The following is a 12,616-nucleotide window of genomic DNA, read 5'->3' as shown; positions in this document are numbered from 1 at the left end:
AGGTCTACATGTGGACGACGGGTGCGGCGTCGGGGTTGTGGACGGGGGCGCCGCGGCGGTAGAGGAGGACGCTGATGACGAGTCCGGCGGCGAAGAAGGCGGCGGACCACCAGTAGGCGGTGGAGTAGCCCTCCAGGCCGGCCTGGGCGAGGACCATGGGGTCCTTGGGGTTCCTGCCGTCGATGTAGTTGGTGACGGCACTGGAGAAGAGGGTGTTGAGGAGGGCGGTGCCGAGGGACCCGCCGACCTGCTGCATGGTGTTGACGGCGGCGGAGGCGACGCCGGAGTCCTCGGCGGCGACACCCTCGGTGGCCAGGCTCATGGCGGGGGCCATGATCAGGCCCATGCCGAGGCCGGCCACGATCAGCGGGGGCAGGATGTGGGCGGCGTAGGAGCTGCCCAGGTCGAGGCCGGTCAGCCAGACCATGCCGGCGGCCGCGACGCCCATGCCCAGCGGGACGACCGGCTTGGGGCCGAAGCGGGGGACGAGTGAGGTGGTGGCCAGGGTGGAGGTCACCATGAGCGCGGCGATCATGGGCAGGAAGGCCAGGCCGGTCTCGATGGGGGTGTAGCCGAGGGTCTGCTGGAGGTAGTAGGTGAGGAAGAGGAAGACGCCGAACATGGCGGCGCCGATGATCAGGACGGAGATGAAGGACGCTCCGCGGTTCCGGTCCAGCAGGATGCGCAGGGGCAGCAGCGGGTGCGCGGCCTTGGTCTGCCACCAGGTGAACGCGGCCAGCAGGACGCCTCCGGCGACCAGGAAGCCCCAGGTCTCCACGGAGCTCCAGTCGTGGCTCTCGGCGTTGGCGAAGCCGTAGACCAGGCAGAACAGACCGCCGCCGACGAGGATGGCGCCCGGGACGTCGATCTTGGCGGTCTTGTCGCGGCTGGTGCGCTGGAGCAGGATCACACCGCCTATGAAGGCGGCGGCCGCGAAGGCGAGGTTGACGTAGAGGGTCCAGCGCCAGTCGAGGTACTCGGTCAGTACACCGCCGAGCAGCAGGCCGACGGCGCCGCCGGCGCCGGCGATGGCGCCGTACACGCCGAAGGCCTTGGCGCGTTCCTTGGCGTCGGTGAACGTCACGGTCAGCAGGGACAGCGCGGCCGGTGCGAGGAGCGCGCCGAACAGGCCCTGCCCGGCGCGGGCGACGATGAGCATCTCGAAGCTGGTGGCGGCACCGCCGAGGGCGGACATGCCGGCGAAGCCGACCAGGCCGACGAGGAAGGTCATCTTGCGGCCGAAGAGGTCGGCGATACGTCCGCCGAGCAGCAGCAGGCTGCCGAAGGCGAGTGCGTAGGCGGTGACGACCCACTGCCGGTCGCCGTCGGAGAAGCCCAGGTCCTGCTGGGCCGAGGGCAGCGCGATGTTCACGATGGTCGCGTCCAGCACCACCATGAGCTGGGCCAGGCCGATGACGACGAGGATCCACCAGCGATGGGGAGGTGGTGCGTCGGTGGACGGGGACGGGGACGCGGACACGGACACGGTGGGCGTGTCCGGTGCGTCGGTCGCGGTGTGAGACATGACGAGACTCCAGAAGTGGTGAGACAAGGGAAAAGCGGGTGGTGCCGGGAGGGACGGCTGCTTCATCGGAGTCCGTCACCTGGTTCGGTCGGTGTGGCAACCGATGATCGGCGTGGCAACCGATGAGTCACCCGCCCCGGTCAGGCGCGTGACGCTCGGCTGAGCGAGGGCCACGGGGCCTGCGGCGACCTGCGCGGTCGGCTGTCGGCTGTCGGCCGTCGCGCGGTAAGGCGGGTGTCACGCCTGGTCGGGAGCGGCCATTGCGGGACCGCGCGTCGTTGCTGGAGCAGGGGTCAGGCCGCCGGAACACCCGAGGCGTCGGCCCTGGCCGGCCACCGGTTCGCGGTGGTGCTGGGGAGGACGGCCCCGATGAGCTCGGGTCCGGGCCCGGTGAGTGCGCGGCGGCGGGCCTCTCCGGCCGAGGCGGGGGAGAAGGTCTGCCAGTACCGGGCCTCGCGGTTGAGTTTGCCGATGAGCGGCATGAGACCGGTCGCGGTGGGGAGGGGGATGCCCAGGCGGTCCGCCGTGTTCTCCCCGAAAGCCCGCCGCAGCACGCTGTGGATGAGCGCGCGCAGTTGCTCCTCGGACAGGACGGCGCCCGGTGCGGAGGCCATCGCCCGTGCCTGTGCGTCGACCATGGTCGCCGTCAGCTCAGTTACGTTCTCGTCGGGTGCGGGCGTCATGGTGTCGAGCCGGCTCTGCAGCCGACGGGCACGGGCGTGGTCGGTCACGTCCTTCCAGAGCCTCTCGTCGAGGCCCAGGAGATGGGCGACATGGGCCCAGTACCTGTACAGGCTTCGTTCCTCGTCGGGGGTGGTGTCGATGCCGACGGCGGCAAGAGCCTGGAACGCCACGACGGTGAAACCGAGCCACGTGCGGGCCATGTCGAGCTGGCCGACCGGCAGGCCGCGCACGCCCGTGTCCCAGTCCTGGAGGGACCTGGCCCGCATACGGGCATGGCCCAGCCGGACCTGAACCGTGGCCACGTGCCCCGGCTCTCCGCGCAGCAGCCCGCCCGGCCGGATGATCTGCCGTGCCCATACCCCGGTCTCCACGAGCCGGTGCGTCGCCATGTCCGCCGGCCGGCCCGTGCGGAGCAGCAGCCGGGCGACGGCCGGGGAGGAGTGGATGTGCGTGAGAGCACTGGTGATCGAGCAGAGACCGAACCACATCGGGGGCACCGACAGGCTCACCACATCGCCCCGGTGGGGCAACAGGGGGTCGACCCCGGGAGGGGGGCTCTCCACCTGGTTCAGGAGCGCGGCGACGGCTTCGGGAGGCCGTTCGTCGAGACGTGCCAGGCCGTGCCGGAGGCCGGCGTCGAGGGCCTGCCGTGCTCGCGGGCCGACGATGTCCAGTTCGGCGATGACGGCGTCGGCGAGCGGGTCCCCGGCGGTGAGCATGGCCACCAGGTCGTCGCCCTGCCCGCCGTTGCGACGGCGCGTCGCTTCCAGGTCGACCACGCGCTCGGAGGATTCGCGGGACGGGTGGTGTGCGGTCATGTGGCTCTCACTCCCAAGGGGGGCGGACAAGCCGGGCGCGTGTCGTGCCTGGCTCGGCCGCGAGGTGAGGACTGTGGTCGCCTGCTGGTCCACTGCGGTCCGCGCGGGTCGGCCCACGAAGGGCAGACGATCACGCGTCACTCCTCACACCGGAAACTGTCTGACACACGTCAGATTACTCTTAATCTGACAGTCGTCAAGTACAGTGCTCGTGGGCCTCGGGGCGAATGCGGGGCCGATCGGGCGTTCGGGGGCGGGGCTCTTCGGGCAGCGCGCGACGACTCAACGGTCACGACGTCTGCGGATCGCACGGCTTGCAGGCGCCATCAACCCGTCATGGAGGCAGGGATGGGAGCAAGAGCCGAAGCCGCTCGACGGCCGGGACGTTCTGGTGCGGGTGCTCCCGCGGTGCTGGAGGAGCAGAGCGTCCTGCGGCGCGGGCTCGAAGCGTTCGCGGAGCTGGGGTACGACCGGGCGTCGGCGCGCGAGCTGGCCCGCCGTCTCGGCGTCAGTCACAACTTCATCAACGACAGGTACGGCTCCAAGGCGGCGTTCTGGCGTGCGGTCGTGGACTGTGCGCTGGGGGTACAGCTGGCGCGCATGCCGCAGCCGGATCCCTCCGCCGACGAGGCCGAGCAGCTCAGGCAGTTCATCGCCGGCCTCTACTGGAGCGCCGTGGACGCGCCCTTGATCGGACGGCTCATGGTGGACGAGTTCTCCCGGGACGCCGAGCGGTTGGATCATCTGTACGAGCACTACATCGCCCCGCTCCTCGAGCTGCTCCTGCCCGCCGTCGACCGGCTCGTCGCTTCCGGGCGTATGGCGCCTGTCCCGATGGACGTGCTGTTCTTCGCCATCGTGAGTCCCGTCTCCGGAATGCTGGAGGCACCATTGGCCCTGCGCCTGGGAAGGTCCGAGAACGCCTCGCCCCAGCAGCTCGCGGCAACGGCGCAATTGCTGGCGACGCTCGTGGTCAACGGGCTGCTCGCAACAGGTACGGCAGACCGGGCCTGAGCATGATCCAGACATCCGGTCGGGGCCTTCACGCGGCGCTGCGGCAGCGGGCGTCGGTTTTTCCCGTGCGTCTCGTGTCCGGTGGGCATCGGCTGGTCCGGGCAGGGGTGTGTCGCCGGTGTGCGGGTGCGCATGAGGCCGCCGTCGCAGTATCTCCGGCATCAGGCCTGGTGCGTGAGGCGGATCGGTGGCGATCGCGCCGTGCCTGCGACGCGAACCGGCGGAGTGGTGCCGTGGCTTTCCCCTGGTGGTCCGAGGGGGCGGCTGCGGGGATGTCAGCTGGTGGGTTCCAGGATCGCTTTGAGGGCGCGTACGAGGTGGTGACGGTATCCCTCGGGGGTGGTGCCGGTCGGTGTGGTGTGTGTCTCGTCGGAGAGGACGAGGAGGACTGCTTGGCCGTGCATGACCTGGTGGGCGGTGGCGGCGGCAGAGGGTGAGCAGCCGAAACGGGCGCCGAGGTGGGAGGCGAAGTGGTCGGCTGCGTCCTTCATCATGCCGACGCCCTGGGCGTAGAGGTCGGGGTCGGCGCGTCCGGTGACCATGAAGGCGTGGAACACCGAGCGTCGCTCGGTGAAGACGCGGAGGAACAAGTCCACCAACCGCGCCAGGAGTTCGTCCGGGTCGTCCAGGGCCCACAGTGATTCCGACGTGCTCAGCCAGTCGGTCACGATGCCGCCGAGGAAGCGGTCCTGGGCGGCGACGAGCAGGCCGTGGCGGTCGCCGAAGCGGTGGTAGAGGGCGCCGTTGGACACCCCTGACTCCCGGCTGACGGCGGCGATGCTCAGTCCTTCCATTCCCTCGCGGTCGAGGATGGCCAGTGCGGCGTCGAGCATGCGGTCGGTCGACTGCCGGCTTCGTGACTGCAGGGGCGTGCGCAGTCCTTCGGGGGTCTTTGCGGAGGGCGGTTGTTGTCCGGTCACGGATTAGAGCGTACACTCCAATGCTAAATGGAGCGGTCGCTCTATTTTTGGGCGTCGGCCCGCTTGGGACCGGGATCCCCCTACCACTACGTGAGGAGATCGACATGGGCATCTACGAACTGCGCACCTACACGCTGGCCAGCCGTGAGGACCTGGACTTCTACAAGGACGTCGTCTACCCCCGCCACGCGTCCAGCAGCAAGGAGTTCGGCATTGGGGGCCACGGCATCTGGACCGGACCTCAGGACGAAGAGCCGCGGCTGTACGTCCTGGCGTCCTACCCGGAGGGCAGTGACCCCGACGAGCTGGGCATGCGGTACATGCAGAGCCCCGGATTCGCCAGCGACATCGAAGACTTCGACGTATCGAAGATCGTCGGAGTGGAGGTGAAGCGTCTTACCCCGACAGCCAGCTCCCCCCTTCAGTAGGAGCACCGGGCGCGGGGTTGCCGCGGCCGACCGCCTACCGGTCGGCCGCGGCCGCGTCATGGATTGCGCGGTGGCTGCGGCCGGGTTCGTGATTGCCGGGCGAGGGAATGCCCGCCGCGCCGACCGACGGCGTCCTTGGCCTCCCCGGCCGGGCGCGGACAGACATGAGAGTCGAAGAAGGGTGTCGACCACCCGCATCGCCTGTCGCCCGCTGCACGCACTGAGCGGCGCCCGGTCACCGGCGTTCTCGGCGACCGATCGGGTGAGCGCGTGTGCGGCGATCGTCACCTACGGATCAGCGCAGACGCCAGGGCGGAGCCGCTGACGACAGTCCAGTTCGGACCGGTTGTCCCCGGGGAGGGAGAGCCGCACACACATCGGTCGGGTCGGTCCCGGCCGCACGGGAAAGGACAGCCGACGATGACCAGGATGCCCACTCCGAAACCCAGGACCGCATCACCGTCCGCCGTGCGCACCTCGCTGAAATCGGGCCTCATGGCGGGAGCGATCGGGGCAGTGGTGAGCGCTGTCATCAATTACCTGATCGTCGGCGTGCCCGACGGTGAGGCGGCCAACGCCGTCAATCACGCCGTGAGTGGTCTCATCAGCGGTTTCACTGCTGCGTTCTTCGGACTCCTGACGCATCAACGCAAAGCGGCCTCCGTGTCGTAGACCGGTGGCGTCGTCGGGGCCGGCGTCGAACGGCTGGGCGTCGTGCGCGTGCCTGTCGGCCGACTGGACGAGGACCGTGGTACGCCCACATCCGAGAAAGGGGTCTCGTGAGGCTCGGGGTCCTGGACGGCCGTGCGGTGGTGGCCCGCGGAGGCCGGGCGGCGGGCGTCCGCTGGGTGTCGAGGGGGCGGTTGTTCCGCCGGCCCGATGGTCCTGCTGGATCAGTGGGACCGGGTGCGCACCTGGGAGACGGGCCTGCCAGGCGACGCCTACGACATGCCGCCTCAACGGTGTCACGGTCGGTGAGGGCTTTGCGCGCGAGGGTGTGTCTGTCTCCTGGCTGCTGAGGGCCGGACCGGCTCCCAGGGCGCAGAAGGTGCCCCGAGCCCGGTGGGCAGCGTCTGACCAGTAGGAGCCCAGGTGCACCGTGCTCACATCTTCTTTGCAAGAAAATCGAGGATCGAACATGTGTGAAGCTTCAAGCAACCGCTACGGTTCGATCATGCACGGCCCGAACGACTCCGGTCATTCCCCCCGCTTTGCCGATCTGGCGCAGCTGATTCGTCTCCCCGCGGCGTTGAGCGTGCCCGGTGACGTCCTCGCCGGTGCTGTCGCGAGCGTGGGGCGGCCAGGGCCCCGCATCGTCGGCACCATGGCGTCTTCCGTCGCTCTCTACTGGGCCGGGATGGCTCTGAACGACTACGCCGACGCGACCGTCGACGCGGTGGAGCGCCCCCAACGCCCCGTACCGTCCGGGCGCGTCGCCCGCCGCACCGCGCTGGCCACCGCGTGCGGGCTCACCGCCGCGGGCCTCGGCCTCGCCACCCTGACCGGCGGCCGGCGGGCACTCGGCGTCGCGCTGCCGCTGACCGGACTGGTCTGGGCGTACGACCTCGGCCTGAAGTCCACCCCGGCCGGACCGGCCGCCATGGCAGGCGCACGGGCGCTGAACGTGCTGGCCGGAGCGGAGCCCGGCCGCAGGTCGTCCGCGCTGCCGGCCGCCCTGCTGATCGGCGCGCACACCTACACCGTGACGGCGCTGAGCCGTCATGAGGTGTCCGGAGCGCCGCGCGCGGTGCCCGCCGCCACGCTGGTCGGCAGTACCGCGACCGCCTTGGCCGCCGCGGCACTTCCCGCCGTACGGCGAGGGAGCCGGGCGGCGCGGATCGGCGCGGCGGCCGGCGCTCTCGGCTACCTCGCCTCGTACGGCACGGCGCAGGTGCGCGCGGCGCGGGAACCGTCCGCGGCGAACGTCCGGAGTGCCGTCGGTACCGGGATCATGTCGCTGATGCCCCTTCAGGCGGCGCTCACCGCGGGTGGCGGGGGAGCGGTGGCGGCCGGGGTGCTGGCCGTGGCGCATCCGCTGGCGCGCAGGCTCGCCCGGAAGGTGTCACCCACGTGACCTTGATGCCTGCGGCCGCCGGGCGGCTGCGGTTCGGTTTCGGGACCAACGGCTTCGCCTGTCACCGGCTCGACGACGTGCTGGCCGTGCTCGCGGACCTGGGCTACGACTCGGTCGGTCTCACCCTCGACCACGGCCATCTCGACCCGTTCGCCGTCGACCTGCCCCGGCAGGTCGCCCACCTTGCGCGGCGGTTGGGCCGACTCGGCCTGACCGTCATGGTGGAGACCGGGGCGCCGTACCTGCTGGACCCGTGGCACAAGCACGTCCCCACCCTGATGTCGGCCCACGGCGTCGAGCGGCGCGTCGGCCTGCTGGCCCGCGCGATACGCGTCGCGGCCGACCTGGGTGCCCCGGCCGTCCACCTGTGCAGCGGTCCGGCGCCGGAGGGCGTGTCGGAGGAGGAGGCATGGAAGCGGCTGGCCGCGGGCTGCGAACAGGTCCTGGACGTCGCCCGTGAGCATGGCGTGGCCCTCGGGTTCGAGCCCGAGCCGTACATGTTCGTTGACACCGTGCAACGGGCGCTGGAGCTGCGGCGTCGGCTCGGCGACCCCGTTCTGTTCGGTGTCACGCTCGACATCGGCCACGCGCACTGTGTCGAGAACCTGCCCCTGCTCGACTGCGTGGCGCTGGCGGCGCCGCACCTGGTGAACGTGCAGATCGAGGACATGCGGCGCGGCGTGCACGAGCATCTCGAATTCGGCGCGGGCGAGATCGACTTCCCGCCCGTGCTGGCCGCGCTGAAGAACTCCGGCTACCAGGGACCGGTCTCGGTGGAGATCCAGAGTGCGTCCCTGAACGCCCCTGACGTCGCCCGCCGCTCCCTGGAGTTCCTGAGGGCCGCCGAGCCGCACTGACGCCGCATCCTCCGTCACACCATCGTCTCTCCACTGCGCTACGGGAATCGCCGTACGCGCATCCGAACAGGAGGTATGCCGTGGACCCACATATCCGCGCCGCCCTGGACCGACAACTCACCGGCGACGCGCGGCGTTGGCTGGTGGATGCCGTCGTCCGCGTCAGCCAGGACCTGACAGCCGTGCGTACCGTCTTCCCCGCCGTCGGCCGGCGCTGTGGGCGCGGACCCCTCGCCGCCGGCTGGACGGTGGCCGACGCCGCACGGGTGAGGCTGCTCGCCGCCCTGCCGCTGCGCGGAGCGGAACTTGCCGAGGAGATCACCGCCCTTCACCGGTACGGCGAACCCGCCGAACAGCGCGCGGTGCTGCGCTCGCTGGCCCTCCTGGAGGACGCGGACCCCTCCTTCGCCGGCCTGGGACTGCCCCTGGTGCGTGAGGCGCTGCGAGGCAACGACACCGATCTGATCGCCGCTGCCCTCGGGCCGTACGCCGCACGTCACCTGGACCAGGACGGCTACCGTCAGGCCGTACTGAAATGCGTCTTCTGCGAGATCCCCCTCGACCGGGTCGCGGGCCTCGACGAGCGCGCCGACCGCGAACTCGCCCGCATGCTGGCCGACTTCGCCCACGAGCGGGTCGCGGCAGGCCGTGACATCCCCGCGGACGTCTGGCCGATCGTGCGTGCCCATGCCGGTGTGCTGGAAGCCTCCGGGCTGCCCGCCGAAGCCGACTCACCCGTGCCCGACCGCCGCGCCGCGGCCGTTCGGGCCCTCACCGCATACTCCGCCACCGCGCCCGCAGGAGCCTCGTGATGCGCATCTTCGACCCCCACATCCACATGACCTCACGCACCACCGACGACTACGAAGCCATGTACGCGGCCGGTGTCCGCGCGGTCGTGGAACCCTCGTTCTGGCTGGGCCAGCCGCGCACCTCGGTGGACAGCTTCACCGACTACTTCGACGCGCTCCTCGGCTGGGAGCCCTACCGTGCCGCCCAGTTCGGTATCCAGCACCGCTGCACGATCGCCCTCAACCCGAAAGAGGCCAACGACCCCCGGTGCGCGGCGGTGTTGGACGTACTGCCGCGGTATCTGGCCAAGGACAGGGTGGTGGCGGTGGGGGAGATCGGCTACGACTCGATGACTCCCGAGGAGGACGAGGCGCTGGCCCGGCAGCTCGCACTCGCCGTCGAGTTCGAGCTGCCGGTCCTGGTGCACACCCCGCACCGCGACAAGGCCGTCGGCACCCGCCGTACCCTCGACGTGGTCCGTGAGTCCGGCATCCCGCCCGAGCGTGTCCTGGTCGACCACCTCAACGAACTCACCGTGGGCCTGGTCGCCGACAGCGGCTGCTGGATGGGTTTCTCCGTCTACCCGGACACCAAGATGAGCGAGGACCGCATGGTGCGGATCCTGCAGGAGCACGGCACCGGGCGGAAGCTCGTCAACTCGGCCGCCGACTGGGGCCGCAGCGATCCCCTGAAGACCAGGAAGACCGCGGACGCGATGCTCGCCGGCGGCTTCGACGACGACGCCGTCGACGAGGTCATGTGGCGCAACCCGGTGGCCTTCTACGGGCAGAGCGGCCGACTGGACCTCGAAGAGGTCAAGCCGGACGACACGGCCCTCTTCGCGGGCAACTCGATCAGACGCGGCGGAGAGTGAACCTGCCGTGCGCTTCCGGCATGCCGACGGTACGACCGTCCACCTCGCCTACTGCAGCAACGTCCACCAGGCCGAGAACCTCGACGGCGTGCTGGACCAACTCGCCGACTACGCCGGGCCCGTACGGGAGGCCCTGGGCGCCGACCTGCTCGGTATCGGCCTGTGGCTCGCCCACGACGTGGTCGCCGAACTGACCGCCCGCCCCGACACCGTGCGCCGACTGCGCGGCGAACTGACGGCACGCGGCCTGGAGACTGTCACGCTCAACGCCTTCCCCTATGAGGGATTCCACCGCGAGGTGGTCAAGAAGGACGTCTACCTGCCCGACTGGAGCGCCCCCGCCCGCCTGCGCTACACCGCGGACTGCGCCCGCGTCCTCGCCGGACTGCTGCCCGACGACGCCCGACGGGGCAGTGTCTCGACCCTGCCCCTGGCCTGGCGCACCCCCTGGCCGACCGCCGCCCGTGACGCCGCCCGCCGGGCGCTGGACCAACTCGCCGCCGAACTGGCCGAGGTGGAGCGTGAGACGGGCCGTACGATCCGGGTCGGGTTCGAACCCGAGCCCGGGTGCGTGATCGAGAACACCGTCCAGGCCGCCCGGGAACTCGGCGGACTGGACCCCGAGCGGCTCGGCGTCTGCCTGGACACCTGCCATCTCGCCGTGCAGTTCGAGGAACCGGCCGACGCGCTGCGCCGCCTCGCCGAGGCAGGACTCCCGGTCGTCAAGGTGCAGGCGTCCAGCGCCCTGCAGGCCGACGACCCCGCCGACCCGGAGGTGCGCCGCGCCCTGGCCCGGTTCGCCGAACCCCGCTTCCTGCATCAGACGCGTACGGCCCCGCACGGTGCCGTCACCGGCGTGGACGATCTCCCGGAGGCCCTGGCCGGAGGGCTGGACCCGGGCTCCGCCTGGCGGGTGCACTTCCACGCGCCGCTCCACGCCGAGCCCGACCCACCGCTGCGCACCACGGCGCCCGAACTGATTGTCGCTCTGAAAGAGCTGCTCGGAGGCCCGCAGGCCGTCTGCGAGCACGTCGAGGTCGAGACCTACACCTGGACGGTCCTGCCCCAACACCTGCGGCCGCACGACCGCGGCGGTCTGGTCGCCGGTCTGGCCGCCGAACTGGCCTGGATCCGCGACCGGTTCGAGGAACTCGGAGTCACCCGGGAACCCACCGCACACCTGCGAAAGGAACACGTCTCATGACGAGAACGGTCGTCCTGAACATCGTCGGCCTCACCCCGCGCATGCTGCGTCACATGCCCGCCGTCTCGGCCGTCGCCGAACAGGGCTTCCAGGCCCGGCTGAACACCGTGCTGCCCGCCGTGACCTGCTCCGTGCAGTCCACCCTCCTCACCGGCGCACCGCCCTCCGAACACGGCGTCGTCGGCAACGGCTGGTACTTCCGCGACCTGGGCGAAGTCCTGCTGTGGCGCCAGCACAACGCGCTGGTCGGCGGCGAGAAGCTGTGGCACACCGCGCGCAGGAGCAACCCCGGCTACACGGTGGCCAACATCTGCTGGTGGTACGCCATGGGCGCGGATGTCGACTTCACCGTCACCCCGCGCCCCGTGTACTACTCCGACGGCCGCAAGGAACCGGACTGCTACACCCGGCCGCCCGCCCTGCACGACGAACTCACCAGCAGGCTCGGCACCTTCCCCATGTTCACCTACTGGGGCCCCAACGCGAGCCTGCCCTCCTCCCAGTGGATCCTCGCCGCCTCCCGCCAGATCTTCGACGAGCACCGCCCCGACCTGACCCTCGTCTATGTGCCGCACCTGGACTACGAGCCCCAGCGCTCCGGCCCCGCCTCACCGCAGTCCGCCCGCGAGGCACGACGCCTCGACGACGCGCTGCGCCCCCTGCTGGAGCATTTCGAGCGCGAGGACGCCACGGTCGTGATCCTGAGCGAGTACGGCATCAGCCCCGTGTCCCGCCCGGTCGACATCAACCGTGCCCTGCGCCGGGCCGGGCTTCTCGAAGTCCACACGCAGGACGGCATGGAGTACCTCGACCCGTGGACCTCCCGCGCCTTCGCCGTCGCCGACCACCAGATCGCCCACGTGTACGTCCGTGACCCCGCCGACATCGCCAAGACCGCCGAGATCGTCGCCGGACTCGACGGCGTGGACGAGGTCCTCGACGAGCAGGGCAAGGCCCGGCACGGGCTCGCGCACGAACGCTCCGGAGAGCTGGTCGCCGTAGCCGACTCCGACGCCTGGTTCACGTACTACTACTGGCTGGACGACGACATGGCCCCGGACTTCGCCCGCCAGGTCGAGATCCACCGCAAGCCCGGCTACGACCCCGCCGAACTCTTCTACGATCCCACCGTGCCCGGCGTGAAGGCACGTGCCGCGGCCCAGGTCGCCCGCAAGAAACTCGGCATGCGCTACCGCATCCGGACCGTCCCCCTGGACCCCTCCGCCGTGCGCGGCAGCCACGGCCGCCTTCCGCACGACCCGCAGGACACCCCCGTCCTGCTGTGCTCGCGGCCCGGACCCGCGCGCGACGAGATCGACGCGACCGACGTCAAGGATCTCCTCCTCGGCCTGGCCGGAATCACCACTCCCTGAACAGTCAACCACTGGAGCCCCCCACATGAGCCCGACGGACAGCCTGCTGCCCC

Annotated in this window: 12 protein-coding genes; 9 read left to right on the top strand and 3 right to left on the bottom strand. The window is 70.7% G+C overall.

Going from position 1 to position 12,616, the window contains the following annotated elements; translation table 11 throughout:
* Nucleotides 1-4 precede the first annotated feature (4 nt).
* The gene (locus FNH04_RS29435) at nucleotides 5-1,525 is read right to left on the bottom strand and encodes an MFS transporter (protein WP_152788818.1); all 1,521 of its coding nucleotides are present in this window, start codon (nucleotides 1,523-1,525) and stop codon (nucleotides 5-7) included.
* Between the two features lie 293 nt (nucleotides 1,526-1,818).
* Nucleotides 1,819-3,027, bottom strand: coding sequence for an oxygenase MpaB family protein (locus tag FNH04_RS29430; RefSeq protein ID WP_152788817.1), 1,209 nt, complete (start codon nucleotides 3,025-3,027; stop codon nucleotides 1,819-1,821).
* Between the two features lie 408 nt (nucleotides 3,028-3,435).
* Between FNH04_RS29430 and FNH04_RS29425 the strand changes: the two genes are divergently transcribed.
* Entirely contained in the window at nucleotides 3,436-4,041 is a 606-nt protein-coding gene (locus FNH04_RS29425; protein ID WP_322724174.1) for a TetR/AcrR family transcriptional regulator, read from the top strand.
* A gap of 275 nt (nucleotides 4,042-4,316) precedes the next feature.
* Here the strand turns inward: FNH04_RS29425 and FNH04_RS29420 are convergent, their stop codons facing one another.
* Nucleotides 4,317-4,961: a TetR/AcrR family transcriptional regulator gene (locus FNH04_RS29420; protein ID WP_152788815.1), complete on the bottom strand. Its 645-nt coding sequence runs from the start codon at nucleotides 4,959-4,961 to the stop codon at nucleotides 4,317-4,319.
* 104 nt (nucleotides 4,962-5,065) lie between these two features.
* Here FNH04_RS29420 and FNH04_RS29415 point away from each other — a divergent pair, with 104 nt between their 5' ends.
* The 8 genes from FNH04_RS29415 to FNH04_RS29380 all read left to right on the top strand — a co-directional run bounded on the left by FNH04_RS29415 (nucleotide 5,066) and on the right by FNH04_RS29380 (nucleotide 12,563).
* The gene (locus FNH04_RS29415) at nucleotides 5,066-5,389 is read left to right on the top strand and encodes an NIPSNAP family protein (protein ID WP_194236855.1); all 324 of its coding nucleotides are present in this window, start codon (nucleotides 5,066-5,068) and stop codon (nucleotides 5,387-5,389) included.
* 468 nt (nucleotides 5,390-5,857) lie between these two features.
* On the top strand, nucleotides 5,858-6,061 hold the full coding sequence (locus FNH04_RS29410) for a hypothetical protein (RefSeq protein ID WP_228031682.1): 204 nt from the start codon (nucleotides 5,858-5,860) through the stop codon (nucleotides 6,059-6,061).
* A 502-nt stretch (nucleotides 6,062-6,563) separates the two neighbouring features.
* Complete coding sequence (locus tag FNH04_RS29405) at nucleotides 6,564-7,463, top strand: SCO3242 family prenyltransferase (RefSeq protein WP_152788821.1); 900 nt, start codon at nucleotides 6,564-6,566, stop codon at nucleotides 7,461-7,463.
* Nucleotides 7,464-7,468: 5 nt separating this feature from the next.
* Nucleotides 7,469-8,320 (top strand): sugar phosphate isomerase/epimerase family protein, encoded by an 852-nt coding sequence (locus FNH04_RS29400; RefSeq protein WP_152788820.1) that lies wholly within the window; start codon nucleotides 7,469-7,471, stop codon nucleotides 8,318-8,320.
* Between the two features lie 80 nt (nucleotides 8,321-8,400).
* A complete protein-coding gene (locus FNH04_RS29395) occupies nucleotides 8,401-9,132 on the top strand; it encodes an EboA domain-containing protein (RefSeq protein WP_322724172.1) in 732 nt (243 codons plus the stop codon).
* The gene (locus tag FNH04_RS29390) at nucleotides 9,132-9,986 is read left to right on the top strand and encodes a TatD family hydrolase (protein ID WP_152788812.1); all 855 of its coding nucleotides are present in this window, start codon (nucleotides 9,132-9,134) and stop codon (nucleotides 9,984-9,986) included. The genes FNH04_RS29395 and FNH04_RS29390 overlap by 1 nt, the downstream gene beginning before the upstream one ends.
* Nucleotides 9,987-9,993: 7 nt before the next feature.
* A complete protein-coding gene (gene eboE, locus FNH04_RS29385) occupies nucleotides 9,994-11,190 on the top strand; it encodes a metabolite traffic protein EboE (protein WP_322724171.1) in 1,197 nt (398 codons plus the stop codon).
* Nucleotides 11,187-12,563, top strand: a complete 1,377-nt coding sequence (locus FNH04_RS29380) for an alkaline phosphatase family protein (RefSeq protein WP_152788811.1) — start codon at nucleotides 11,187-11,189, stop codon at nucleotides 12,561-12,563. The genes eboE and FNH04_RS29380 overlap by 4 nt, the downstream gene beginning before the upstream one ends.
* Nucleotides 12,564-12,616: the final 53 nt, after the last annotated feature.

Origin of the sequence: Streptomyces phyllanthi (genome assembly GCF_009377205.1) — a bacterium.
GTDB lineage: Bacteria > Actinomycetota > Actinomycetes > Streptomycetales > Streptomycetaceae > Streptomyces > Streptomyces phyllanthi.
The sequence above is the reverse complement of the archived record's forward strand: the minus strand, read 5'-3'. Positions and strand labels throughout refer to the sequence as shown.